The following is a 26,316-nucleotide window of genomic DNA, read 5'->3' on the forward strand; positions in this document are numbered from 1 at the left end:
GCTCCCGGTTCCCGGGGCGGGCCGCCTCGCTCTCGTTCCGTGCCGCGCGCCGTCCGGCCGAACGGCCGGCCGCCGTACGCGCCTGGAGGTCAGGCCAGCAGTTCCACCTCCGCCAGGGCCGACTCGCCGTCCAGGACCAGGCGGTACCTCGTGTACGTGCCGGGCGCGGCGATGGTGAAGGCACGGGTCTGCCGGTCCCAGCCGAACGTCTCACCGGAGCGGTGGTCCAGCGTCCGCCAGGCCGTGCCGTCGGCGGAACCCTGGAGGGTCCAGCCGGCCGGCGCCCTGGTGTGGTCCGCCGCCGAGGTCAGCGTGTACTGCACCGGCTTCACGGCGCCCGGGACCGGCAGGTCCGCCGTGGTGACCGTCGCGCTCGTCGCCGAGGTGTCGTCGAAGAGCGGGCCCTCGCCCTTCAGGACGTCCGACCGGGGCGCCGGGACCTTGTCGTCCCGGGTGACGGAGACCGGCGCCGCGTCCTTCCCCGTGCCCCACGTCGAGGGCTCGGCGCCCATGGCGAAGTCCAGCACCCCGCCCTCGGACAGCAGCGAATGGGGCAGCGACGTCGACGTCCAGGGGCGGCCGTTGAACCGGACCCCCTGGACGTAGACGTTCCTGGCACTGTTGTGCGGCGCCCGGACCACCAGGTCACGGCCGTTCTCCAGGTGCACGGTGACCTGCTTGAACAGCGGGGAGCCGATGGAGTACTCGCCGCTGCCCATGACCAGCGGGTAGAAACCGAGCGCGGAGAAGAGGTACCAGGCCGACTGCTCGCCGTTGTCCTCGTCGCCGTGGTAGCCCTGCCCGATCTCGCTGCCGGTGTAGAGCCGGGAGAGCGCCTCGCGCACGCGGGCCTGCGTCTTCCAGGGCTGACCGGCCGCGTCGTACATGTACAGGACGTGGTGGGCGACCTGGTTGGAGTGGCCGTACATGCCCATGCGCACGTCCCGGGCCTCGGTCATCTCGTGGATGACCCCGCCGTAGGAGCCGACGTAGTCCGGGGAGGCCGTCTCGGGGGTGGCGAGGTACGTGTCGAGCTTGTCCGCGAGTCCGTCCCGGCCGCCGTAGAGGTTGGCCAGGCCCCGGCTGTCCTGCGGTGCGGTGAAGGCGTAGCCCCAGCCGTTGGTCTCCGTGTAGTCGTAGCCCCACACGCGCGGGTCGTACTGCGCGGAGTTCACGCGCCAGTCGCCCTCGGCGTCCCGGCCCTGGAAGAAGCCGGCCCTGGTGTCGAACAGCTTCACGTAGTCCCGGGCCCGGTTGAGGAAGTACTCCGATTCCTCGCGGTAGCGTTTCTCGCCCGTCTTCCGGTAGAGCGCCTCGCCCATCTTCGCGATGCCGTAGTCGTTGACGTAGCCCTCCATCGCCCAGGACAGGCCCTCGTGCGTGTCGGTGCTGGTGTAGCCGAGGAAGGGCGAGGTGCTCATGCCCTTGCGGCCCACGCCCGGCATCGGCGGGACGACGGTCGCGTTCTTCACGGCCGCGTCGTACGCCGCTCCCGCGTCGAACCTCACGCCCTTGACGTAGGCGTCGGCGAACGCCACGTCCGAGGAGGTGCCGGTCATCAGGTCGGCGTAGCCGGGGGAGGACCAGCGGGAGGTCCAGCCGCCGTCCTTGTACTGCTGCACGAAACCGTCGGCCATCTTGCCCGCCTGGGAGGGCGTCAGGAACGAGTACGCCGGCCAGGTGGTCCGATAGGTGTCCCAGAAACCGTTGTTGACGTACACCGTGCCGTCGACGATCTTCGCCCCGGTGTGCGTCGGGGTGTCCGGGCCCGGCATGGGGGAGAACGGGGAGGCGTACCGGTTCCTGCCGCCGGCCTTCTCGAAGCCGGAGTTGGGGTAGAGGTACAGCCGGTACAGCCCGGAGTACAGCGTGCTCAGCTGGTCCGGGGTCGCGCCCTCCACCTCGACCCTGCCCAGCAGCTTGTCCCAGACGCGCTGGGCGTGTGCCCTGACCGTGTCGAAGGACGCGCCGCCCGGGACCTCCTGGCGCAGGTTGTCCTTCGCCTGGTCGACGCCGATGAGCGAGGTGGCGATCCGCAGGGTGACGGTGCGGTCGGCGCCCGCGTCGAAGCGCAGGAAGCCCTTCACCCCGCTCGAACCGCCGTCCTTCACCGGCTTGTCGAACTCGCCGTACACGAACAGCCGGGTCGCGCCCGTGGACAGCCCCGACTTCACGTCCGAGTAGCCGGTGAGGGTGCCGTGCTCCTTGTCGAGTGTCAGGCCGGCCTGCTCGGTGACGTTGTCGAACAGCACGCTCGCGTCGTCACCGGGGTAGGTGAAGCGGAGGACGGCCGCATGGTCGGTCGGGGTCATCTCGGCCTTGAGGCCGTTGTCGAACCGGACGCCGTAGTAGTAGGGCCGCGCGGTCTCGTTCTCGTGCCGGAAGGGCAGTGCCCGTGCCTCGCGCCCGGTGTCCGGGGTGCCGGACGCGGCCGACGGCATCAGCTGGAAGGTCTGCCGGTCGCCCATCCAGGGGCTCGGCTCGTGACTCGCGCTGAACGCCTGGATGGTCGGCAGGTTGTCGGCGTTGTTCGCACGTGCGTACTCGTACAGCCAGCTCAGCGAGGACGCGTTGGTGACCGGCGTCCAGAAGTTGAAGCCGTGCGGCAGGGCCGTCGCCGGGAAGTCGTTGCCGCGCGAGAAACTGCCGCTGGAGTTGGTGCCGCGGGTGGTCAGGGCGTAGTCCGACAGGTGCGCCTTCGGCCGCTCCGGTGCCACGGGTCTCAGGGACACGTCGTCGATCCATCCGCGGAACTTGGCCGGGCCGGCGGGGGAGTCGTACGCCACCAGGATCCGGTCGACCGTCCTGCCCGCCGCCACCGCGCCGATCCGCGCGCCCACGTTGTTCCACTGGTTGACGTACAGCGCCTTCGACGCGCCCTGTCCGCGCGGCGAGAGCGGGAAGCCGTGCTGGTCCAGCGCGCCCAGGCCGCTGAGGTAGGTGCCGTCGGTGAAGGCCAGGTCGAGGGAGACGAAGGTGGCGTCGTAGTCGCGGTCGCCGTCGGCCATCGAGGGGAGGACGCGGTACGAGAGCCGGGTGTCACGGCCCACCTTCACGTTCACGTCGAAGACCTTGTTGTACGAGTACGCCCGGCCGGCCGCCGTGTGCCGCCCGGCATAGCGCAGGGCCCGCTTCCCGGTGAAACCGGCCCGTGCCTTCGCGGTCGGCGAGCCGCTCGGGCCCCGGTCGGTCAGGGTCAGCATGTCCTGCGGCACCGGCCCGCCCCCGCCGCCGGTGGAGAACTGCACGTCGGCGAGCTGGAGGATGTCCGGAGCGCCGTGGTTCCTCGTCACCTCCAGCCGGAAGTGCCGGTACTCGGCCGGCTCGGCGAGGTCGTAGGACTTGGTCCGGAACCGTTCGGAGAACGTCTCGTCCGAGCGGGTGTCGACGGTCTTCCAGTCCTTGCCGTCGGTGGAGCCCCGCAGGGTCCAGTCCGCGGGGTCCCGTTCGGCGTAGTCGTTGGCCGAGGTGAGGGCGTACGTCGTTATCCGGGTGGGCTTGTCCAGGTCGAACTCCACCCAGCCGGTGGGCTCGAAGGTCAGCCACTTGGTGCCGGGCTCGCCGTCGGCGAGGTTCTCCCCCACCTCGCCGGCGCCCGGGTTCTCGCCGCTCGCCCGGACCTCGGTGACGTGGTCGGTCACATTGCCCGGAATGCCGGTGCTGTACCCGCCGTCGACGCCCGAGGCGCGTTTGCCGCCGTCCGGCCCGGTGTCGACGGTGTTCAGCCAGTCCGGCGCCGGATCCCCCGCCTCGAACGAGGATGCGAACTCCCGGTCGGCTGCCGCAGCCCTGGCCGGCAGGGCGACCGCCGCGCCCTGCGCGCCGACGGCCATGACAAAGGCGGCCGTGAGGACGGCCGCCGGGCCCCAGCTGTGCCGAGTTCTCCGCTGCATCTATGGAATTCCCCTCCCGCACCCTCTTCGGACAACGTTGTCAGTTGCGGGGCGCAGGAACCAGTAGGTGGTCAAGTGGCCCGGGATGTCAAGGGTGTTGGCTGTGGCATTCAGGGCGTTATACCGCTGGTTTTCCGGGCATGGCGCACGACGGCGTCCGATATTTCCGTGAGGTCTCAACTCGGAAAAGACCCATGGCCAACCTTGCGTTCGATCTTGCTCCGTTGGCGGGAAGTGGACTATACCTGTCGGCGCCCGGTACAGAATCGCACTTCCGGCAGAACACGCACTCCGTACTTCCCGCACCACCCAGCTTGACCCGACCGCGGTGCCGGGCAGGATCCGGTTCACCGCCTGAGTCCTGGAGAAGGCGAGGACTTGAGCATGGGATCCACTCCCGAAGGGGACCACGGCCGCGCAGGTGTCGGCCGCCGCGCACTGATCAGGCGGTCCGCCGCACTCGGCCTGGTGAGTGTCCCGGCGATGAGCTTCCTGTCCGCGTGCGCCAGCGGAGGCGGAGGCGACGGCGACGGCGGCGACACCGCCAAGGGGAAGACGTCGAAGGACAACCCCTTCGGCGCCAAGAAGGGCGGCAAGCTCGACGTCGTCGTCTTCAAGGGCGGATACGGCGACGACTACGCCAAGGCGTGGGAGGCCGACTTCGCCGAGAAGCTCGGCGTCACCTCCAGCCACACCGGCACCCAGGAGATCACCGGCAAGCTCCAGCCGCGCTTCAACGCGGGCAACCCACCGGACATCGTGGACGACTCGGGCGCCCAGAAGATCAACATCGATGTCCTGTACAAGAACGGCCAGCTCCTCGACCTCGCCGAGGTCCTGGACGCGCCCTCGGTCGACGACCCGGCCCGCAAGGTCCGCGACACCCTGATCCCCGGCACGCTCGACCCGGGCATGCAGGAGGGCAAGATCGTCGCGCTGAACTACATCTACACGGTCTGGGGCCTGTGGTACTCCGGCAAGCTCTTCGAGGAGAAGGGCTGGCAGGCGCCGAAGACCTGGGACGACTTCCTCGCCATCTGCAAGGACGCGAAGTCGCAGGGCATCGGCGGCCTCGCCCACCAGGGCAAGTACCCGTACTACATCAACGTCGCCCTCATGGACCTGATCGCCAAGAAGGGCGGTCTGGACGCGATGAAGGCCATCGACAACCTGGACCCCAAGGCGTTCGTCGGCTCCGACGCCGCCCAGGCCGCCGTCGAGGCCGTCTACGAGGTCGTCGAGAAGGGCTATCTCATGCCCGGCACGAACGGCCTGACCCACACCGAGTCGCAGACCCGCTGGAACCAGTACAAGGCCGCGTTCATCACCTGCGGCTCCTGGCTGGAGAACGAGCAGCTCAAGCAGACGCCGACGGACTTCGACATGAAGTTCCTGCCCATGCCGCTGCTGTCCGGCAGCGCCCTGCCGTTCGAGGCGATCCGGGCCGGCTCGGGCGAGCCCTTCGTCATCCCGTCGAAGGCCGGGAACCTGCCGGCCGCCAAGGAGTTCATGCGGCGCATGCTCTCCAAGGAGTGGTCGACGCTCTTCGCCAAGCAGGCCAACTCGCTCACCATCCTCAAGGACGGCGTCGACCCGGGTGTGCGGTTGCGCCCGGGCACGCAGTCCACGGTCGAGGCGTCCAAGGCGGCCGGTGACCACACCTTCCGATACCTGTACACCGAGTGGTACGGCGAGATGGGCACCGCCATCGAGGCCGCGTCCAACGAGCTGATGGCCCGGCGCATCCAGCCGAAGGAGTGGCTGAAGCGGTGTCAGGCCGCGGTGGACAAACAGGCCAAGGACCCCGCGTCGAAGAAGAACCACCGGGACTAGTCCGCCGGGGCGCCCCGGGGGCGCGGGCGTGACTGCGGATGCCGGTTCGTCGCGGCGTGTCGCGCAGTCCCCCGCGCTCCCTCCGGGGCGCCGGTGCGGGCCGGAATGTCAGGGGCAGGTATGCGCAGAGGGCAGTACCGGTTCGTCACGGGATTTCTCCTCGTCCCCGTGGCGCTTTATCTGATCTTCGTGATCTGGCCGTACATCCAGACGATCGGCTATTCACTGACCGACTGGAAGGGACAGTCGCAGACCTTTCGCTTCGTCGGTCTGGACAATTACCGGGCGCTGTTCCAGGACGACATCTTCCTGGAGGCCGTCTGGCACAACATCCTCTTCCTGGTCTTCATCCCGGTGATCACGATTCTGCTCGCCCTGTTCTTCGCCTACATGCTCAACGCGGGCGGGCGCAGCCGGGCCGGCGGGGTGCGGGGAGTCGCCGGAGCGACGTTCTACAAGATCCTCTACTTCTTCCCCCAGGTGCTGTCACTGGCGATCCTCGCGGTGCTGTTCAACGCCGTGTACCGCAGCGACGGCGGTGGTCTGCTCAACGGCCTGCTGATCAAGACGGGGCTGGTCGACGCCGACAACCCCGTCGAATGGCTCAACGAGCCGAGCATGGTGCTCTGGGCGCTGATGCTGGTCGTGGTCTGGCACGGCGTCGGCTTCTACCTGGTGCTGTTCTCCGCCGCCATGCAGACCGTCCCGCGGGACATCTACGAAGCCGCCCTGATCGACGGGGCGAGCCGCAACCAGTCCTTCTTCCGCATCACCCTGCCCCTGCTGTGGGACTCGGTGCAGACCGCCTGGGTCTACCTCGGCATCGTCGCCATGGACATGTTCGTGCTGGTCTCGGCCATGACCCAGAACATGGGCGCGTACGGCGGCGGCCCCGACCACCACAGCGACGTGATGTCGACGGTGATGATGCGCAACTTCCTGTACTACGGCAAGAGCGGCTACGCCTGCGCCATGGGCGTCGTCATGCTGCTGCTCACGCTGGTCCTGTCCGTGGTCACGCTGCGCGCCACCCGCCGCGAGCGCATCGAGTTCTGAGCGGGAGAGACGACGATGAGCGCACCCATCAAGGAAACCGCCCCCGCGCAGGCCGGGCGGCCCGTCGCCAGGCCCCCCCTGCGAGCCGGCGGCCGGCGCGGCGAGGGCGTGGTCCTGAACGCCTTCTCCCACGGCTTCCTCGCCCTGTGGGCCCTGCTGATCGTGCTGCCGCTGCTGTGGCTGGTGCTCAGCTCCTTCAAGACCGACGCCCAGATCGGCGGCTCGGCCTTCGGCTGGCCCCGGCACTGGTCCCTGGACGTCTTCGCCCGCGCCTGGGACAAGGGCATCGGCGACTACTTCCTGAACACTGTGATCGTCCTGGTCTTCTCCGTGCCGCTGACCATGCTGTTCGGGTCGATGGCCGCGTACGTGCTGGCCCGGTACCCGTTCCCGGGCAGCCGGCTGCTGTACTACTTCTTCGTCGCCGGCGCGATGTTCCCGGTGTTCCTGGCCCTGGTCCCGCTGTTCTTCATGGTCAAACGGCTGGACATGCTCAACACCTACCAGGGGCTGGTCCTGGTCTACATCGCCTACTCGATGCCGTTCACGGTGTTCTTCATGCACGCCTTCTTCCGGACCCTGCCCACCGCCGTCTTCGAGGCGGCCGTACTGGACGGCGCCTCGCACACCCGGACGTTCTTCCAGGTGATGCTGCCCATGGCCAAGCCGGGACTGATCAGCGTGGGGATCTTCAACACGCTGGGGCAGTGGAACCAGTTCATCCTGCCCACGGTCCTCATGCAGCCGCAGAGCGGCTCCGACCCCGAACGGTACGTCCTCACCCAGGGCCTGATCCAGCTGAACCAGCAGCAGGGATACGCCGCCGACCTGCCCGTTCTGTTCGCGGGTGTGACCATCGCCATGATTCCGATGCTGGTGGTGTACCTGTCCTTCCAGCGCCAGGTGCAGGCGGGGCTGACCTCGGCGACCCTTAAATAACCGCACCCGGCGCCGTCCGCGCGTACGCCGCTCCAGGCTCCGGGGGCGGCGCGCACGCGTGCGTCCGGGTACCCGGAAACGGTTCAACCTCTTGACGGGAGTCACCCCGAACGGCTCAGCTTAGAGTTCACTAGTTGGACATACACGGGGCCTCGCCGAAGCGGCCCCGCGCTCAGGAGGTCGTCGTGGAGACTCCAGGGTCGCAGTCATCACTGCACCGAGCCAACCTGGAGCGGGTCGTCCGGGCCGTGCGCCTGGCCGGGTCCCTCACGCAGGCGGAGATCGCGCGGACGACCGGTCTGTCGGCCGCGACCGTCTCCAATATCGTGCGGGAACTGAAGGACGGTGGAACCGTCGAGGTCACGCCCACGTCGGCGGGCGGGCGGCGGGCCCGCAGCGTCAGTCTGAGCGGGGACGCCGGCATCGTGATCGGCGTGGACTTCGGGCACACCCATCTGCGCGTCGCGATCGGGAACCTCGCCCACCAGGTGCTGGCCGAGGAGGCCGAGCCGCTGGACGTCGACGCCTCCGCCGACCAGGGTTTCGACCGGGCCGAACAGCTGGTCAGCCGGCTGGTCGCGGCAACCGGGGTGGACCGGTCCAAGGTGGCCGGCGTGGGACTCGGCGTGCCGGGTCCGATCGACGTGGAGTCGGGGACGCTGGGGTCCACCGCGATCCTCCCCGGCTGGGGCGGCACCAAGCCCGCCGAGGAGCTGCGCGAACGGCTCGGCGTGCCCGTGCACGTGGACAACGACGCCAACCTCGGCGCCCTCGGCGAGCTGGTCTGGGGCAGCGGCAAGGGCGTGCGCGACCTGGCGTACATCAAGGTCGCCAGCGGTGTCGGGGCGGGCCTGGTGATCGACGGGAAGATCTACCGCGGCCCCGGCGGCACGGCCGGCGAGATCGGGCACATCACCCTCGACGAGTCCGGTCCGGTCTGCCGCTGCGGCAACCGCGGCTGCCTGGAGACCTTCGCGGCGGCACGCTACGTGCTCCCGCTGCTCCAGCCCAGCCACGGCAGCGACCTGACGATGGAGGGCGTCGTACGGCTGGCCAGGGACGGTGACCCGGGCTGCCGCCGGGTGGTCGCCGACGTCGGCCGCCACATCGGCAGCGGCGTGGCCAATCTCTGCAACCTGCTGAACCCGAGCAGGGTGGTCCTCGGCGGTGATCTCGCCGAGGCGGGTGAGCTGGTGCTCGGGCCCATCAGGGAGTCGGTCGGCCGCTATGCCATCCCCAGCGCGGCGCGCCAACTGTCCGTGCTCCCGGGGGCACTTGGCGGTCGCGCGGAGGTGCTCGGGGCGCTCGCCCTCGCCCTCAGCGAGATGGGTGATTCGACCCTTTTGGAGGGGGCGCTCCCCGTGGCGGCCCCTGCCTTCACTTAGAGAACGGATGGCACCGTTGCCATCTCGTTAAGGATTTACTTCTTGACGTCGCACGTGTGGCCGAGTTGACTTCCAGCCACCTCGGCCGCAACGACGCGGCCTCGTCAGGGAGGTTTCTCAAGTGAACGCACGTATGCGTCGTGCCGCCGTTGCCGTTGCCGCCGGTGCGATGGCCGTGTCGCTGGCCGCCTGTGGCAGTGCCAAGGAATCCAAGGGCAACAGCGACCACTCCAGCTCCGGTGCCAAGAAGGGCGACGCCATCACGGTGGGTCTGCTTCTTCCGGAGAACCAGACCGCGCGTTACGAAAAGTTCGACAAGCCCATCATCGAGAAGCAGGTCCGGGACCTGACGAACGGCAAGGGCAAGGTCGTCTACGCGAACGCCAAGCAGGACGCCACCACGCAGAACCAGCAGGTCGACACGATGGTGACCAACAAGGTCGACGTGCTGATCGTGGACGCGGTGGACTCCAAGGCCATCGCCAGCTCGGTCAAGAAGGCCAAGGACGCCGGCATCCCGGTCGTCGCCTACGACCGCCTGGCCGAGGGCCCGATCGACGCCTACACCTCCTTCGACAACGAAGAGGTCGGTCACACCCAGGGCAAGGCCCTGCTGAAGGCGCTGGGCGACAAGGCCAAGCCCTCCGCCAAGATCGTCATGATGAACGGCGCGATCACCGACCCGAACGCCGCCTTCTTCAAGAAGGGCGCGCTGGCGGAGCTCAAGGGCAAGGTCGACATCGCCAAGTCGTACGACACCAAGGAGTGGAAGCCGGAGAACGCCAACGCCAACATGGAGGGCGCCATCTCCGCCCTCGGCAAGAAGAACATCGTGGGCGTCTACTCCGCCAACGACGGCATGGCCGGCGGTATCATCACCGCGCTCAAGGCCGCGGGCATCAGCGTTCCGGTGACCGGCCAGGACGCCGAGCTCGCCGGTGTGCAGCGCATCGTGACGGGCGACCAGTACATGAGCGTGTACAAGTCCTACCCGCAGGAGGCCGCCGTGGCCGCTAAGATGGCCGTCGCGCTCGGCAAGGGCGAGAAGCTCGACTCCATCGCCACGAGCAAGGTCGACAGCCCGACCGCGAAGCAGGTCCCCTCGGTCATCGTCCCGGTCGTCTCGCTGACCAAGGACAACATCAAGGAGACCGTCATCAAGGACGGCTTCTACACGATCAGCGACATCTGCACCGGCAAGTACAAGTCGGCCTGCGACAAGATCGGTCTGAAGTAAGCAGCCGCACGACGCCTCACGTACGCGCGAGTTCCCCGGAGGACTTCCCCGGCGGACACGCGCGGTGACAAACCCCTCCGGCGCCCCGCATCCACCAGCCCCGCAAGCTAGGGCGGGGCGCCGGACGGACCCCCCTTCCAAACTTCTGCACAACCTCCCGCCGGGTCAGGCGGCGAAGGAGATGGTTCACGTGTCCGCTACGCCCGTGCTGGCGTTGCGCGGGGTCTCCAAGCGGTTCGGTGCCGTCCAGGCGCTCACCGACGTCGAGCTTGAGGTCCACGCCGGTGAAGTGGTCGCCCTGGTGGGCGACAACGGCGCCGGAAAGTCCACGCTGGTCAAGACGATCGCCGGCGTGCATCCCATCGATGAGGGTGTCATCGAGTGGGACGGTAGAACCGTACAGATCAACAAGCCGCACGACGCCCAGAACCTGGGCATCGCGACCGTCTACCAGGACCTCGCGCTGTGCGACAACATCGACGTCGTCGGCAACCTCTACCTGGGCCGGGAGCTGCGCAAGCGCGGCGTCCTGGACGAGGTGGAGATGGAGCGCCGCTCCCGTGAGCTGCTCACCACGCTTTCGATCCGCATCCCCAGCGTGCGCATCCCGATCGCCTCGCTCTCCGGCGGTCAGCGCCAGACCGTGGCCATCGCCCGCTCCATGCTCGGCGAGCCCAAGCTGGTCATCCTCGACGAGCCCACCGCGGCCCTCGGTGTCGAGCAGACCGCGCAGGTCCTCGACCTCGTGGAGCGGCTGCGCGAGCGCGGCCACGCCGTGATCCTCATCAGCCACAACATGGCCGACGTGAAGGCCGTGGCGGACAAGGTCGCCGTGCTGCGCCTGGGGCGCAACAACGGCGTGTTCGAGGTCAAGTCGACCTCGCAGGAAGAGATCATCTCCGCCATCACCGGTGCCACGGACAACGCCGTGACCCGCCGTGCGGCGCGCAACGGGGAGGCTCAGAAGTGAGCATCGACAAGACTTCCGCCCCCGCCGGCGGGCAGACGGCGGAAAACCCGGAGGCCGCCGCCGGCTCGGACGTGGCCGTCGACCCCCGGCTGCTCGTGCGCGAGCAGGGCCTCGCCGGCTACATCGGCGAGTTCAAGCGCAAGATCCGCGGCGGTGACCTCGGCTCGATCCCGGTCGTCGTCGGCCTGATCGTCATCTGGGCGATCTTCGCGAGCCTGAACTCCAACTTCCTCACCGCGGGCAACCTGTCCGACATCTCCGTGGCCATGGTCGGCACGGGCATGATCGCCGTCGGCATCGTGTTCGTCCTGCTGCTCGGCGAGATCGACCTGTCGGTCGGTTCGGTCAGCGGTGTCGCGGGCGCCACCTTCGCCGTCCTCAACATCACGCACGGCATGGCCGAGTGGCTGGCGCTGATCCTCGCCATCCTCACCGGCGCGGTCGCGGGCGCGATCCACGGCTTCTTCTTCGCCCGGGTGGGTGTCCCGGCCTTCGCCGTCACCCTGGCCGGTCTGCTGTTCTGGAACGGCTTCATGCTCCAGATCCTCGGCAGCAACGGCACGATCAACCTGGACGACAGCGGTCTGGTCGCCAAGCTGAGCGGCTACTACTTCAGCGACGTGGCGGCCGCCTACGGCCTCGCCACGGTCGCCGTCGTCGTGTTCTTCCTCACCGCGTTCTTCGACACCCGCCGCCGTGAGGCCGCGGGTGTGCCGTCCCGTCCGCTGAGCGAGATCATCGTCCGCACGGCGCTCCTCGCCGTCGTGGCCTTCGCCGCCGCCGCCGTCTTCAACCAGTACAAGGGCCTGCCGCTGGCCGTGGTGCTGTTCCTGGCGGTCCTGGTGATCACCGACTTCGTGCTGCGCCGCACGGCGTACGGCCGCAAGATCTTCGCGCTCGGCGGCAGCATCGAGGCCTCCCGCCGGGCCGGCATCAACGTCGCGGCGATCCGGATCTCGGTCTACGCCATCTCCGGCACCTTCGCCGCCATCGGCGGTCTGTTCATCGCCTCCAAGATCACCTCGGCCAACCAGGGCGCCGGTGGCGGTGACCTGCTGATGAACGCGATCGCGGCGGCCGTGATCGGCGGCACGTCCCTCTTCGGCGGCCGGGGCCGGACCTGGGACGCGCTCCTCGGCGTGCTGGTGATCGTCTCGATCCAGTACGGCCTCGCCCTGCAGGGCATCGCCTCCCCGGTCCAGTACATGATCACCGGCGGCGTCCTGCTGGCCACCGTCGTCATCGACGCGGTGACCCGCAGGACCCAGAAGTCGGCCGGGCGGGCGTAACACCCGGACGACCCAGTGCCCGGCGCCTTCGAGGCGCCGGGCACTCCCGTGTCCTGCACCCGGGCACCACCGGCGAAGCCGGAACATTAGACTCGACAAGCCCGGCAAAGCTCGATCAGCTCTACTGCAAGGAGGCACGGGTGCCGCTGCTGACCCGTATCACGGGACCGCGCGATCTGGACCGGCTCAGCCTGGAGGAGCTGGACCAGCTGGCAGGGGAGATCCGGAGCTTCCTCGTCGACGCGGTTTCCAAGACCGGCGGCCACCTCGGCCCGAACCTCGGTGTGGTGGAGCTGACCATCGCCCTGCACCGGGTCTTCGACTCGCCGAAGGACAAGGTGCTGTGGGACACCGGCCACCAGTCCTACGTGCACAAGCTGCTCACCGGCCGGCAGGACTTCTCCCGGCTGAAGATGAAGGGCGGCCTGTCGGGCTATCCCTCGCAGGCCGAGTCCGAGCACGACGTCATCGAGAACAGCCACGCCTCCACGGTCCTCGGCTGGGCCGACGGCATCGCCAAGGCCAACCAGCGCCGCGAGCGGGACAGCCATGTCGTCGCCGTCATCGGTGACGGCGCGCTGACCGGCGGCATGGCCTGGGAGGCGCTGAACAACATCGCCGAGGCCAAGGACCGCCCGCTCGTCATCGTCGTCAACGACAACGAGCGCTCCTACGCCCCGACCATCGGCGGGCTCGCCAACCACCTGGCGACGCTGCGCACCACCGACGGCTACGAGCGCTTCCTGGCCCGGACGAAGGACATCCTCGACCGCACCCCGGTCGTGGGACGGCCGCTGTACGAGACGCTGCACGGCGCCAAGAAGGGGCTGAAGGACTTCATCGCCCCGCAGGGCATGTTCGAGGACCTGGGCCTGAAGTACGTCGGCCCGATCGACGGGCACGACATCGAGGCGCTGGAGTCGGCGCTGGCCCGTGCCAAGCGGTTCGGCGGCCCGGTGATCGTGCACTGCCTGACCGAGAAGGGCCGCGGCTACCAGCCCGCCCTCCAGGACGAGGCCGACCGTTTCCACGCCGTCGGCAAGATCCACCCCGACACCGGGCTGCCGATCGCCTCCTCCGGCGCCGACTGGACCTCCGTGTTCGGCGAGGAGATGGTGCGGCTCGGCGAGGAGCGCGACGACATCGTCGCGATCACCGCGGCCATGCTCCAGCCCGTCGGCCTGGACAAGTTCGCCAAGCGCTTCCCCGAACGGGTGTACGACGTCGGGATCGCCGAGCAGCACGGCGCCGTCTCCGCGGCGGGCCTCGCGTACGGCGGGCTGCATCCCGTCTTCGCCGTGTACGCCACCTTCCTCAACCGCGCCTTCGACCAGGTCCTCATGGACGTCGCCCTGCACCGGTGCGGGGTGACCTTCGTGCTCGACCGGGCCGGTGTCACGGGCACCGACGGCGCCTCGCACAACGGCATGTGGGACATGTCCCTCCTCCAGGTCGTGCCGGGGCTGCGGCTCGCCGCGCCGCGCGACGCCGACCAGGTCCGCGCCCAGCTGCGTGAGGCCGTCGCCGTCGAGGACGCGCCGACCGTGGTGCGCTTCTCCAAGGGCGCCGTCGGCCCCGCCGTACCGGCCGTGGGCCGGGTCGGCGGCATGGACGTGCTCCGCGAGCCCGCCACCGACCTCTCCCGCGGCATGAACGGCACGGCAGGTGCCCCCACGGACGTGCTGCTGGTCTCCGTGGGTGCCCTCGCCCCGATGTGCCTGGAGATCGCCGCCCTGCTGGACCGGCAGGGGATCTCCACCACCGTGGTCGACCCGCGCTGGGTCAAGCCCGTCGACGAGGCCATGGCCCCGCTGGCCGAGCGGCACCGGGTCGTCGTCACCGTCGAGGACAACAGCCGCGTCGGCGGTGTGGGCTCCGCGATCGCCCAGGCGCTGCGCGACGCGGGCGTGGACGTACCGCTGCGCGACTTCGGCATCCCGCCGCGCTTCCTCGACCACGCCTCCCGCGCCGAGGTGCTCGCCGAGATCGGGCTGACCGCGCCCGACATCGCCCGCCAGGTCACCGGGCTGGTCTCCAAGCTCGACGGCCGCTTCGACCGCGCGGCCGACGCGGTGGACTCCGTGGAGCCCGCGCGCGACTAGAACCACCCGCTCCCGGACGCCGGTTCCGCCACGCCAGGTGGCGGAACCGGCGTTTTTGCGTGAACCTGCCTGTGCCGGGCCAGACACGTCCCAGGCCCTCTCGAATCATGTCGAGGACGACAAGCGCGTGGGAGGTAGGCCCGTGAGCAGTACCCTTTTCCGGACGAAGAAGGTCGAGCAGTCCATCCTCGACACCGAGGAGCCGGAGCACGCGCTCAAGAAGTCCCTGTCGGCGCTGGACCTGACCGTGTTCGGCGTCGGTGTGATCATCGGCACCGGCATCTTCGTCTACACCGGGTCGGTCGCCAGGACGACCGCCGGCCCCGCGATCTCCCTGTCGTTCGTCGCCGCGGGTGTCGCCTGCGCCCTCGCCGCCCTCTGCTACGCCGAGTTCGCCTCCAGCGTCCCGGTGGCGGGGTCCGCGTACACCTTCTCGTACGCCTCCATCGGCGAGCTGCCCGCCTGGATCATCGGCTGGGACCTGGTCCTGGAGTTCGCGCTGGGCACGGCGGTGGTCGCCGTCGGCTGGTCGGGCTACTTCCGGTCGTTCCTCGCCACCAACATCGGCTGGCACGTCCCCGCCGCACTCGGCGGACGGGACAACGCCCACGGCTTCGGGTTCGACATCTTCGCCGCCCTGCTGGTGCTGGCGCTCACGGCCGTGCTCGTCGTCGGCATGAAACTGTCCGCGCGCGTCACCCAGGTGGTCGTGGCGGTCAAGGTGACCGTCGTGCTCATCGTCATCATCGCGGGCGCGTTCATCGTCAACACGGCCAACTACAACCCGTACATCCCCCCGGCGCTGCCCGCGGAGGCCGGCGGCAACCTCAAGGCACCGCTGATCCAGCTGATGTTCGGCTGGGCACCGTCCAACTTCGGCGTGATGGGCATCTTCACCGGCGCCTCGATCGTGTTCTTCGCCTTCATCGGCTTCGACGTGGTGGCCACGGCCGCCGAGGAGACCCGTAACCCGCAGCGCGACATGCCCCGCGGCATCCTCGGCTCCCTCATCATCTGTACGCTGCTCTACGTCGCGGTGTCGATCGTCGTCACGGGGATGGAGAAGTACAAGAGGCTGTCCGTGGAGGCCCCGCTCGCGGAGGCCTTCAAGGCCACGGGGCACCCCTGGTACGCGGGCGTGATCAGCTTCGGCGCCACCATCGGCCTCATCACCGTCTGCATGATCCTGCTGCTCGGCCAGACCCGCGTGTTCTTCGCGATGAGCCGCGACGGGCTGCTGCCGCGGTTCTTCTCGCGCACCCACCCGCGCTTCCGCACGCCGTACCGGCCGACGATCCTGCTCGGCGTCGTCATCGCGGTCGTCGCGGGCTTCACCAGCCTGACAACCCTCGGCGAACTGGTCAACATCGGCACGCTGTTCGCGTTCATCGTCGTCGCGATCAGCGTCATCATCCTCCGCCGGACCCGCCCGGACCTGCCTCGCGCGTTCCGCACCCCGTGGGTTCCGGTCATCCCCGTCCTGTCGGTGTGCGCCTCGCTGTGGCTGATGCTGAACCTGCCCGCCGAGACGTGGCTGCGCTTCGCGATCTGGATGGTCATCGGCTTCGTCATCTACTTCCTCTACGGCCGCTCGCACAGCCGGCTCGGCCGGGGGGAGAGCACCACGGCAGGCGGGGCCGCCCGCCCGCCGAGCGGGGACACCGCGTAACCGGACGCGTTCGGGGGACCGGCCCCGTATGTCCCGCCGCGGCGCGGACCGCCGGGCCGGATAGCGTGCTGACCATGCTCGCCGCCCCGCTCGCCCCCGCACGGACCGCGGTCACCCGGACGGCGTACTGGCCGCGGCTGCTGCCCGTACTGGCGGCCCTGGCCTGCGCGACCCGGATCCCGTCCTTCGTCCGGCCGCTGTGGAACCCCGACGAGGGCTATCTCGCCGTACAGGCCGGGCTGCTACTCCAGGGAGGCCGGCTGTACGACACGGTGGTGGACCGCAAACCGCCGCTGCTGCCCTGGCTCTACCAGGCCGCGTTCGCGGTCTGCGGATCCGGCTCCCTGACCCCGCTGCGGGTGCTCGCCGTCCTCGCCCAGCTGCTCACGGCCATGCTGCTGGCCTCCCTCGCCCGCCGCCGCTGGGGCGACCGCGCGGGCCGTACCGCCGGGGTGCTGTACCTGCTGGTCTCCGTCGGGCTCAACCCCGAGGACGCGCAGGCCGCCACCTTCGAGGTGTTCATGCTGCCCGGCACCGCCGCGGCCCTGTGGTGCGCCGACCGGGGGCGCTGGGGCGCGGCCGGGACCGCCGTCGCCGCAGCGTTCCTGACCAAGCAGACCGGGGGTGCGGTACTGCTGCCGGTGGCCTGGCTGCTGTACCGCCGGGGCGCCCCGCGCGCGGACGTGACACGGCTCGCGGCCGGCTGCGCCGTGCCGGTGACCGTCGCGGCCCTGCTCACCGGCCCGGCCGGCTTCCTGTTCTGGACGGTGACCGGTTCCGCCGCGTACGCCTCCCTCACCGGCTCCCCACTCCACGTCCTGGCCCGCGCGTCGGCCAACACCGCCCTCCTGGCCGGGGCGTCGGCGGGCCTGCTCCCACCGGTCGTACGGGCCCTGCGCGCCGCCCGCTCCCCGGCGCCCGAACTGTGGCTGTGGCTGGCCTCCTCGGCCGCCGCCGTCACCCTCGGCCTCCACTTCTTCGGCCACTACTACCTGCAACTCACCCCGCCGCTGGCACTCCTGGCGACCGCCGCGCTCCAGGTCCCGCCCCGGGACCGGCACCGGGCCGCCGTCCGGATCTCCGCCTGCTGCTGCGCCCTCTTCGTCGCCTGGGGCCTGCTCGCCCCGCGCCCGGAACTCCGGCACGCCGAACGGCTCGCGGCGGCCCTCGCCCACCGCACCGGGCCCGCCGACCGGGTCCTCGTCTGGGGCATACACCCGGAGACGTACTGGCTGGCCGGCCGCACCCCCGCCACCCGCTACCTCACCGCGGGCCTGCTCACCAACTACAGCGGTGGCCGCGACGGCCTCCGGGTCGGCGAGGAGTACGCCGTCGCCGGCACCTGGCCGGTCTTCCGCCGGGAACTGGCCGCGCACGCCCCGGCCCTGGTCGTGGACGACTCCCGGGGCAGGCCGTACGCCCCCGACCGCGTCCCCACCCTGCGCCGGCTGCTGGCCGCGGGGTACACCCGGGCGGGCCGGGTGGACGGGGCGGTGCTGTACGCCCGGGTGCCGGGGGCACAGCGGGCGCGGCTCAGCCCAGGACCGTACGCGGACCGGCCACCTCCGCGCCCAGCCCCGCCACCCGGCGCCGCAGCTCACGGTCGGCGGTGATCACCAGGCGGGCCCGGCCGGCGTTCTCGGCGGCCAGCTCCACGATCCGGTCGTCGCCGCTGCCCGGCGCCGCCTCCACCCGCACGCCCGGCACCGAGGCAACACCACGGGCCGCGCCCTCGACCACGAGCACGATCTCCACCGGTTCCGCCCGCCCCGGCAGGCCCTGTCCCGCCAGCCGGTCCCGCAGCCGCTCGGCCGCCCCCTCACGGTCCCGCCACCAGCCGTCGGGCCGCGAACCGACGACGTTCGCGCCGTCCACGATCACGAGCAGCGGGGCCGGGGAGGGCGGGGCGTCCAAGGGCTCGGTCATGCGGCAAGGGTGCCACGTCGGCGGGCGGGGGCCGCGCCCCCGGGCCGCCGCCGAGCGGCTTAAGGTGAACCGGTGAACGGCGACTGGCTCCTCCGCGGCCGAGACGGCCGGCTCAGTGTCTACCAGCTGTCCGGCGACGCCGTCCTGTGCCGGGCGGAGCGCGGCCCCGGCGGCCCCTGGTCCGCCCCGCGCCGGGTGGGCGGCGACCAGCGGCTGCACCCCGTCCTCGCCGTCGGCCAGGGCGCCGACGGCTACGCCCATCTGGTCTCCTGGCGGCCCACCGTCAAGGGCGAGTCCGGGCTCGTGCACTCCACGCACTTCCGCCCGCACCTGGCCGCCCTGGACTGGAACCCGGTCGGCCACCCGCACAAGAAGGGCGACCGGACCGGCACCCCCGCGGTCGCCGTCGACGCGCAGGGCCGCGCCCATCTTTTCGTGCCCGACGGCGACGGCGGGGTGAGCCTGCTCGCGCAGAAGGAGAAGGGCGGCTGGGAGCCCTGGCGGGACCTGGAGGGCAGCGAGGTGATCGACGGACTGGCCGCGGTCACGGGGGAGTCCGGCAGGACAGAACTGTACGCGGCGGTGCCACAGGGCCTGCTGTACTGGCGTCAGGAGCAGCCGGGCGGCCGGCCCGTGCTCCAGGAGACCCTCAGGGCTCCGGTCCGCCCGGGCACCCTGCGCGCCCTCGCCACCTCACCCGACCGGACGACCGTCTTCTACACCGACACCTCCGGCGGCCTGTGCGCCTGGCGCTCCGGCGACGAGCCGGCCACCCTGCTGCCGGCGGCGGGCCCCGGCCCGGTCGCGGCGGTCCGCTGCGCGCTGGACGGTTACGACTGCACCCTGCTGGCCCAGCGGTCGGCGAGCGGACGCGTCGCCTTCGCCGCGTACCCGACCGAGGTGGAGTCGGCGGGCGCCTGGTGGACCGAGTCGGGCCCGCAGCTCCCACTGGACGCGCTGGTGTGCCTCGCGACGGACGAGGAGGGCCGGGTGGTGGCGGCGACGTCGTCCCCGTCGACCGGGCGGCTCCTGCTGACCCGGCGCAAGGACGAGCCGGGGCTGGCGCTGGAGGCGTGGCAGGAGGTGTGACCCCGCCCGGCCCGGCCCGGCGACCCGCCGGGCGGGGAACGGCGGGCAGAACGCCGGGTGCCCGCACTCCGGGAGGAGTGCGGGCACCCGGCGTGCGACCGGAGAGGCGTTACGCGGGCACGCTCGCCACGCCCGGCGCCAGGAACTTCTTGCCGTTCACGCGCTCCGAGACACCCTCACGGTCCAGGTACGGCGTGATGCCGCCCAGGTGGAAGGGCCAGCCGGCGCCCGTGATCAGGCACAGGTCGATGTCCTGGGCCTCGGCGACGACGCCCTCGTCGAGCATGAGCCCGATCTCCTGCGCCACCGCGTCCAGCACCCGGGCCCGCACCTGCTCCTCGGTGAGGACGGTGTCACCCTGCTTCAGCAGCGCGGCGACCTCGGGGTCCAGCTCCGGCTTGCCGCTGTCGTAGACGTAGAAGCCGCGCTTGCCGGCCTCGACGACCGCCTTCAGGTTCGGGGAGACGGTGAAGCGGTCCGGGAAGGCCCGGTTGAGGGTCTCCGAGACGTGCAGGCCGATGGCGGGGCCGACCAGTTCCAGCAGGACCAGCGGGGACATCGGCAGACCGAGCGGCTCGACGGCCTTCTCGGCGACCTCGACCGGGGTGCCCTCGTCGATGACGTTCTGGATCTCGCCCATGAAGCGGGTCAAAATGCGGTTCACGACGAACGCCGGGGCGTCCTTGACCAGCACCGCGGTCTTCTTCAGCTTCTTGGCCACCGCGAAGGCGGTCGCCAGCGAGGCGTCGTCCGTCTGCTCGCCGCGGACGATCTCCAGCAGCGGGAGGATCGCGACCGGGTTGAAGAAGTGGAAGCCCACGACCCGCTCGGGGTTCTTGAGCTTCGACGCCATCTCCGTCACCGACAGGGACGAGGTGTTGGTGGCGAGGATCGCGTGCGCCGGGGCGACCGCCTCGACCTCCGCGAACACCTGCTGCTTGACCCCGATCTCCTCGAACACGGCCTCGATGACGAAGTCCGCGTCCGAGAAGCCCTCGGCCTTGTCCAGCACGCCGGTGACCAGGGCCTTGAGACGGTTGGCCTTGTCCTGGTTGACGCGCCCCTTGCCGAGCAGCTTGTCGATCTCGGCGTGGACGTAGCCCACACCCTTGTCGACGCGCTCCTGGTCGATGTCGGTCAGGACGACCGGCACCTCCAGGCGGCGCAGGAACAGCAGGGCGAGCTGGGAGGCCATCAGACCGGCGCCGACGACACCGACCTTGGTGACCGGGCGGGCCAGGCTCTTGTCCGGGGCGCCGGCGGGACGCTTGCCGCGCTTCTGCACGAGGTTGAACGCGTAGATGCCGGAGCGCAGTTCACCGCCCATGATCAGGTCGGCGAGCGCCTGGTCCTCGGCGTCGTAGCCCTGCTGGAGGTCGCCGTTCTTCGCGGCGGCGATGATGTCCAGGGCGCGGTAGGCGGCCGGGGCCGCGCCGTGCACCTTGGAGTCGGCGATGAACCGGCCGCGCGCGACCGCCTGGTCCCAGGCCTCGCCGCGGTCGATCGCCGGACGCTCGACCTTGATGTCGCCCTTGAGGACCTGGGCGGTCCACAGCAGCGACTGCTCCAGGAAGTCGGCACCCTCGAACAGGGCGTCGGCGATGCCCAGCTCGAAGACCTGCTTGCCCTTGAGCTGCTTGTTCTGGTTGAGCGAGTTCTCGATGACGACCGAGACGGCCTTGTCGGCGCCGATCAGGTTGGGCAGCAGCGTGCAGCCGCCCCAGCCGGGGACCAGGCCGAGGAAGACCTCGGGCAGGGAGAACGCCGGGATCGCCTTCGAGACGGTCCGGTAGGTGCAGTGCAGGCCGACCTCGACGCCGCCGCCCATCGCCGCGCCGTTGTAGTAGGCGAACGTCGGGACGGCCAGCTTCGACAGGCGCTTGAAGACCTCGTGGCCGCCCTTGCCGATGGCGAGCGCGTGCTCGTGCTCCTTCAGCAGCTCGACGCCCTTGAGGTCGGCGCCGACCGCGAAGATGAACGGCTTGCCGGTGATGCCGGCACCGACGATCTCACCGTCGGCGGCCTCCTTCTCCACCTGGTCGATCGCGGTGTCGAGGTTCGCGAGCGAGGCGGGCCCGAAGGTGGTCGGCTTGGTGTGGTCCAGGCCGTTGTCCAGCGTGATCAGCGCGAAGCGGCCGGCGCCGAACGGCAGGTCGAAGTGGCGTACGTGCGCACTGGTGACGACCTCGTCGGGAAACAGCTCCGAAGCCTGCTTCAGAAGCTCGGTGGTGGTGCTCACTTGTCCCCCTCGAAGTGCGGGTTCTCCCAGACGACCGTCGCGCCCATGCCGAAGCCGACGCACATGGTGGTCAGGCCGTAGCGGACGTGCGGCTGCTCCTCGAACTGGCGGGCCAGCTGCGTCATCAGACGGACGCCGGAGGAGGCCAGCGGGTGGCCGTAGGCGATGGCGCCGCCGTACTGGTTGACGCGCTCGTCGTCGTCCGCGATGCCGTAGTGGTCGAGGAAGGCCAGGACCTGGATGGCGAAGGCCTCGTTGATCTCGAACAGGCCGATGTCGGAGATGGACAGGCCCGCCTTGGCCAGGGCCTTCTCCGTGGCCGGGATCGGGCCGTAGCCCATGACCTCCGGCTCGACGCCCGCGAAGGCGTAGGAGACGAGGCGCATCCGGACCGGCAGGCCGTTCTCGCGGGCGAAGTCCTCGCTCGCGATGATCGACGCGGTGGCGCCGTCGTTCAGACCGGCCGCGTTACCGGCGGTGACCCGGCCGTGCACACGGAACGGCGTCTTGAGGTTCGCCAGGTTCTCCAGCGTGGTGCCCGGGCGCATCGGCTCGTCGGCGGTGACCAGGCCCCAGCCCGTCTCACCGCCCTCGGGGTTGGTCCGGCGCACCGAGATCGGCACCAGGTCCTGCTGGATCTTGCCGTTGGCGTACGCCTTGGCGGCCTTCTCCTGCGAGCGCACCGCGTACTCGTCGGTGCGCAGCTTGGTGATGTGCGGGTAGCGGTCGTGCAGGTTCTCCGCGGTCATGCCCATGAACAGGGCCGACTCGTCGACCAGCTTCTCGGAGACGAACCGCGGGTTCGGGTCCACGCCCTCGCCCATCGGGTGGCGGCCCATGTGCTCGACGCCACCGGCGATGACGGCGTCGTAGGCGCCGAATGCGATCGAACCGGCGGTGGTCGTCACGGCGGTCAGGGCGCCGGCGCACATGCGGTCGATCGAGTAACCGGGGACGGACTGCGGCAGGCCCGCGAGGATGCCGGCGGTGCGGCCGAGGGTCAGGCCCTGGTCGCCGATCTGCGTGGTCGCGGCGATGGCGACCTCGTCGATCTTCTGCGGGTCCAGGCCGGGGTTGCGGCGCAGCAGCTCCCGGATCGCCTTCACGACGAGGTCGTCGGCGCGGGTCTCGTGGTAGATACCCTTCGGGCCCGCCTTGCCGAACGGGGTGCGGACGCCGTCGACGAAGACGACGTCCCTGACGGTACGAGGCACGATTGGCTCTCCTCCAGGGTGCGGGATGGCACTGCTGCGATGCGCTGAGCGCGCGCTCAGAACCCATGCTACTTATGAGTAACGTAGCTGCACAGTCCTGCCGACCCAAGCGGTGAAGGTCACACCCCCGGTGGGCACGGCAACCGCGCGGGAGCCACCGTGCAGCCCCAGGATCTTGGCGTGATCTCGACGTTCGCACCGGCTTCTCGCGCAGGGCGGCGTCTCACGGGCGGCGACGCGCCGGAGCCCTCCGGAAGGAGGCCGCGACCGGGCCGCGGCCGGCCCGCCGCCGCGGATCAGGCGCCGCGGCGGCGAGTGACGGCACCACCGAAGGCGCGCTTGCCAGGCCCCGCGACGCGGGCAGGGTCCGGAGGGCGGGCCTCAGGCGCCCTGGGCGGCCAGCGCGTCCACCAGTACCGGTGTCACCAGCTCGACCTGCCACGGACGTGCGCCGTACCCGGCCAGCGCGGTCGCCACCGAACCGGCGTCGACGGTCCGCGGCGGCTCCCAGCAGATCCGCCGCACGGTGTCCGGGGAGACCAGGTTCTCCTGCGGCATGGTGAGCCGCTCGGCCAGGGCGGACACCGCCGCCCGCGCCGCGGACAGCCGGGCCGCGGCGACCGGGTCCTTGTCTGCCCATGCCCGGGGCGGCGGGGGGCCGGTCACGGCCTGGCCCAGCTGCGGCAGCGCGCTCTCCGGCACGGCCTTGGCCCGGTCCACGGCCGCCTGCCACTGCTCCAGCTGCCGGCGGCCCGTCCGGTGCCCGAACCCGTTCAGCGCGGCGAGCGCGTGGACGGTGCCCGGCAGGGCGAGCGCGGCCTCCACGATGGCCGCGTCGCTCAGCACCTTGCCCGGTGACACATCGCGCCGCTGCGCGATCCGGTCCCGGGTCTCCCACAGCTCCCGTACGACGGCCAGCTGCCGCCGCCGCCGCACCTTGTGCATCCCCGATGTACGGCGCCAGGGTTCCTTGCGGGGCTCGGCCGGCGGCGCGGCGACGATCGCGTCGAACTCCTGGTGCGCCCACTCCAGCTTGCCCTGCCGGTCCAGCTCCTTCTCCAGGGCGTCCCGCAGGTCCACGAGCAGCTCCACGTCCAGCGCGGCGTACCGCAGCCAGGGCTCGGGCAGCGGCCGGGTCGACCAGTCGACGGCGGAGTGGCCCTTCTCCAGGACGTACCCGAGGACGCCCTCCACCATCGCGCCGAGGCCGACCCGGGGGAACCCGGCGAGCCGGCCGGCCAGCTCGGTGTCGAACAGGCGGGTGGGCACCATGCCTATCTCGCGCAGGCAGGGCAGGTCCTGGGTGGCCGCGTGCAGCACCCACTCGACGCCGGACAGGGCCTCGCCGAGGCCGGACAGGTCCGGGCAGGCGACGGGGTCGATCAGCGCGCTGCCGGCGCCCTCACGGCGCAGCTGCACCAGGTAGGCGCGCTGCCCGTAGCGGTAGCCGGAGGCACGCTCGGCGTCCACGGCGACCGGCCCGGAGCCGGCGGCGAAGGCGGCGGTCACCTCGGCGAGGGCGGCCTCGTCGGTGATCACGGGCGGAATGCCCTCGCGGGGTTCGAGCAGCGGGGTCGGCGCCTCCGTCACAGAAGATCCGGCGTCGTCCGGAGGAGTGCCTCCGGTGATGCGCAGGGAGCCGTCTGCTGCGGTGTCTTGGGCGTCGGTCACCTGTCAAGGGTATCCGTGTGTGGACGGCGCCCGTCGACGGAACGTTCCGCCGACGGGTGCTGAAGGGTCGTAAACCAGTCACCCTGGGGCGGCACGGGGTTCGCCAGGGTGGACGGGGAGTCCTCCGGAGGGGGCATCCGGAGGGTTCAGTGGATGATCCCGGTGCGCAGGGCCACGGCCACCATGCCGGCCCGGTCACCGGTGCCCAGCTTGCGGGCGATGCGGGCGAGGTGGCTCTTGACGGTGAGGGCGGACAGGCCCATGGAGACGCCGATCGCCTTGTTCGACTGGCCCTCCGCGACCAGTCTCAGCACCTCGACCTCGCGTCCGGACAGCTCCCGGTAGCCGCCCGGGTGGCTCGGGGCACCCGGGGGGCGGCGGTGCATCCGGGCGGCGGCACCGAGGGGAGTGGAGCCGGGCCGGGAGGGGAGTCCGATGTTGGTGCGGGTGCCGGTGACGACGTACCCCTTGACGCCGCCCGCGAGCGCGTTGCGGACGGCACCGATGTCGTCGGCGGCGGAGAGCGCGAGTCCGTTGGGCCAGCCCGCGGCGCGGGTCTCGGACAGCAGGGTGAGGCCGGAGCCGTCGGGGAGGTGGACGTCGGCGACGCAGATGTCGCGGGGGTTGCCGATGCGGGGACGAGCCTCCGCGATGGACGAGGCTTCGATGACGTCGCGCACGCCGAGCGCCCACAGGTGGCGGGTGACGGTGGAGCGGACGCGGGGGTCGGCCACGACCACCATGGCGGTCGGCTTGTTCGGGCGGTAGGCGACCAGGCTTGCGGGTTGCTCGAGGAGAACGGACACCAGGCCTCCTGGGTGGGGGACGGGGCCGGCTTGTGGGGAGGAAGCCGGGACGAACCGTGCTTTCAAGGTCACAGTCGTCTTCGGCAGCAAACCTGTCCGCCTTTAGAGAATGATCACGATCTAGTGAGTAACAATCCGTGCAATTCGGACACGCGATCGATCATCCGAAGATCGAGTCGGTCCGAGCGGGTGCGATTCGAGTACGCAAAGTGGCCGTATCGACAAAGAGATGGTCAACCGGACGCCCACAAGGGTGAAGCGGTGCGGACAGCGGTGTCACGTCACCGGGACTGCGGCCCCCGGCGCTGCGGCAGCGTCACCACCGACGCGTCGCCCGGCCCGGCCGGCGGCAGGCCCGCGACCTGGGCCAGCAGATCGCACCAGGCCGCCAGATGAGCAGCGGTGTCCGGCGCCCCGCCGAGACCCTCGCGGGGCGTCCACGACGCCCTGATCTCGATCTGCGAGGCGGCCGGCCGCTCGGCCAGCCCGCCGAAGTAGTGCGAGCCGGCCCGCGTGATCGTGCCGCTCGGCTCGCCGTACCCGAGCCCGCGCGCCTGGAGCGCCCCCGTCAGCCACGACCAGCACACCTCGGGCAGCAGCGGATCGGCCGCCATCTCCGGCTCCAGCTCCGCGCGCACCAGCGTCACCAGCCGGAAGGTGCCCTGCCAGGCCTCGTGCCCGGCCGGATCGTGCAGCAGCACCAGCCGCCCGTCGGCCAGCTCCTGCTCGCCGTCGGCCACCACGGCCTCCAACGCGTACGCGTGCGGGGCGAGCCGCTGCGGGGCGGGCGTCGGCTCCACCTCGACCTGCGGCCGTACCCGCGCGGTGCGCAGCGCGTCGACCGCGGCCCGGAACGCCGGGGGCAGCCCGCTGCCCGCCCGCTCCTGCGCGGTGTCCTCCGCGTCGTCCATTCCGTCAGCGCCGTCCGACAATCGTCCCTGAGCCGCAGCCATGCGGGGAAGAGTAAGGGGAAGCGGGGCCCGGTGCGGGGCAAGACA

General features: G+C 70.7%; 18 protein-coding genes. 11 read left to right on the forward strand and 7 right to left on the reverse strand.

Annotated elements, in window-relative coordinates:
* Positions 1–89 precede the first annotated feature (89 nt).
* Positions 90–3,893, reverse strand: a complete 3,804-nt coding sequence (locus ACF1BE_RS09690; protein ID WP_392198437.1) for a GH92 family glycosyl hydrolase — start codon at positions 3,891–3,893, stop codon at positions 90–92.
* A gap of 384 nt (positions 3,894–4,277) precedes the next feature.
* Here ACF1BE_RS09690 and ngcE point away from each other — a divergent pair, with 384 nt between their 5' ends.
* The 10 genes from ngcE (at position 4,278) to ACF1BE_RS09740 (ending at position 17,986) form a co-directional block, all read left to right on the forward strand.
* Entirely contained in the window at positions 4,278–5,726 is a 1,449-nt protein-coding gene (gene ngcE, locus ACF1BE_RS09695) for an N-acetylglucosamine/diacetylchitobiose ABC transporter substrate-binding protein (RefSeq protein ID WP_392198438.1), read from the forward strand.
* A 120-nt stretch (positions 5,727–5,846) separates the two neighbouring features.
* Positions 5,847–6,782, forward strand: a complete 936-nt coding sequence (locus ACF1BE_RS09700) for a carbohydrate ABC transporter permease (RefSeq protein WP_392198439.1) — start codon at positions 5,847–5,849, stop codon at positions 6,780–6,782.
* Positions 6,783–6,797: 15 nt separating this feature from the next.
* Entirely contained in the window at positions 6,798–7,721 is a 924-nt protein-coding gene (locus tag ACF1BE_RS09705; protein ID WP_392198440.1) for a carbohydrate ABC transporter permease, read from the forward strand.
* A 185-nt stretch (positions 7,722–7,906) separates the two neighbouring features.
* Positions 7,907–9,106 carry an ROK family transcriptional regulator gene (locus ACF1BE_RS09710; protein ID WP_392198441.1) on the forward strand — a complete coding sequence of 400 codons (1,200 nt, stop codon included), beginning with the start codon at positions 7,907–7,909 and terminating at the stop codon, positions 9,104–9,106.
* Between the two features lie 121 nt (positions 9,107–9,227).
* On the forward strand, positions 9,228–10,343 hold the full coding sequence (locus ACF1BE_RS09715; RefSeq protein WP_392198442.1) for a substrate-binding domain-containing protein: 1,116 nt from the start codon (positions 9,228–9,230) through the stop codon (positions 10,341–10,343).
* A gap of 181 nt (positions 10,344–10,524) precedes the next feature.
* The gene (locus ACF1BE_RS09720) at positions 10,525–11,313 is read left to right on the forward strand and encodes an ATP-binding cassette domain-containing protein (protein WP_392198443.1); all 789 of its coding nucleotides are present in this window, start codon (positions 10,525–10,527) and stop codon (positions 11,311–11,313) included.
* Entirely contained in the window at positions 11,310–12,602 is a 1,293-nt protein-coding gene (locus ACF1BE_RS09725; RefSeq protein WP_392198444.1) for a sugar ABC transporter permease, read from the forward strand. Before ACF1BE_RS09720 ends, ACF1BE_RS09725 begins: the two co-directional genes overlap by 4 nt.
* A gap of 140 nt (positions 12,603–12,742) precedes the next feature.
* On the forward strand, positions 12,743–14,704 hold the full coding sequence (gene dxs, locus ACF1BE_RS09730; protein ID WP_392198445.1) for a 1-deoxy-D-xylulose-5-phosphate synthase: 1,962 nt from the start codon (positions 12,743–12,745) through the stop codon (positions 14,702–14,704).
* 142 nt (positions 14,705–14,846) lie between these two features.
* Positions 14,847–16,373 (forward strand): amino acid permease, encoded by a 1,527-nt coding sequence (locus ACF1BE_RS09735; RefSeq protein WP_392198446.1) that lies wholly within the window; start codon positions 14,847–14,849, stop codon positions 16,371–16,373.
* A gap of 74 nt (positions 16,374–16,447) precedes the next feature.
* Positions 16,448–17,986, forward strand: a complete 1,539-nt coding sequence (locus ACF1BE_RS09740) for an ArnT family glycosyltransferase (RefSeq protein WP_392198447.1) — start codon at positions 16,448–16,450, stop codon at positions 17,984–17,986.
* Here ACF1BE_RS09740 and ACF1BE_RS09745 read toward each other — a convergent pair.
* A complete protein-coding gene (locus ACF1BE_RS09745) occupies positions 17,907–18,299 on the reverse strand; it encodes an NTP pyrophosphohydrolase (protein WP_392198448.1) in 393 nt (130 codons plus the stop codon). The two genes, ACF1BE_RS09740 and ACF1BE_RS09745, sit on opposite strands and share 80 nt — an antisense overlap.
* Positions 18,300–18,371: 72 nt before the next feature.
* Here ACF1BE_RS09745 and ACF1BE_RS09750 point away from each other — a divergent pair, with 72 nt between their 5' ends.
* Positions 18,372–19,388: a hypothetical protein gene (locus tag ACF1BE_RS09750; RefSeq protein ID WP_392198449.1), complete on the forward strand. Its 1,017-nt coding sequence runs from the start codon at positions 18,372–18,374 to the stop codon at positions 19,386–19,388.
* A 109-nt stretch (positions 19,389–19,497) separates the two neighbouring features.
* Here the strand turns inward: ACF1BE_RS09750 and ACF1BE_RS09755 are convergent, their stop codons facing one another.
* The 5 genes from ACF1BE_RS09755 to ACF1BE_RS09775 form a co-directional block, all read right to left on the reverse strand.
* Positions 19,498–21,627, reverse strand: coding sequence for a 3-hydroxyacyl-CoA dehydrogenase NAD-binding domain-containing protein (locus ACF1BE_RS09755; protein WP_392198450.1), 2,130 nt, complete (start codon positions 21,625–21,627; stop codon positions 19,498–19,500).
* The gene (locus ACF1BE_RS09760) at positions 21,624–22,841 is read right to left on the reverse strand and encodes a thiolase family protein (protein ID WP_392198451.1); all 1,218 of its coding nucleotides are present in this window, start codon (positions 22,839–22,841) and stop codon (positions 21,624–21,626) included. The genes ACF1BE_RS09755 and ACF1BE_RS09760 overlap by 4 nt, the downstream gene beginning before the upstream one ends.
* A gap of 381 nt (positions 22,842–23,222) precedes the next feature.
* Positions 23,223–24,512, reverse strand: a complete 1,290-nt coding sequence (locus ACF1BE_RS09765; protein ID WP_392198452.1) for a ribonuclease D — start codon at positions 24,510–24,512, stop codon at positions 23,223–23,225.
* A 146-nt stretch (positions 24,513–24,658) separates the two neighbouring features.
* Complete coding sequence (locus ACF1BE_RS09770; RefSeq protein WP_392198453.1) at positions 24,659–25,318, reverse strand: LuxR C-terminal-related transcriptional regulator; 660 nt, start codon at positions 25,316–25,318, stop codon at positions 24,659–24,661.
* Between the two features lie 281 nt (positions 25,319–25,599).
* A complete protein-coding gene (locus tag ACF1BE_RS09775) occupies positions 25,600–26,271 on the reverse strand; it encodes a DUF3000 domain-containing protein (RefSeq protein WP_392198454.1) in 672 nt (223 codons plus the stop codon).
* Positions 26,272–26,316 lie beyond the last annotated feature (45 nt).

The organism is Streptomyces sp. NPDC014991 (genome assembly GCF_043080665.1).
Classification (GTDB): Bacteria; Actinomycetota; Actinomycetes; order Streptomycetales; family Streptomycetaceae; genus Streptomyces.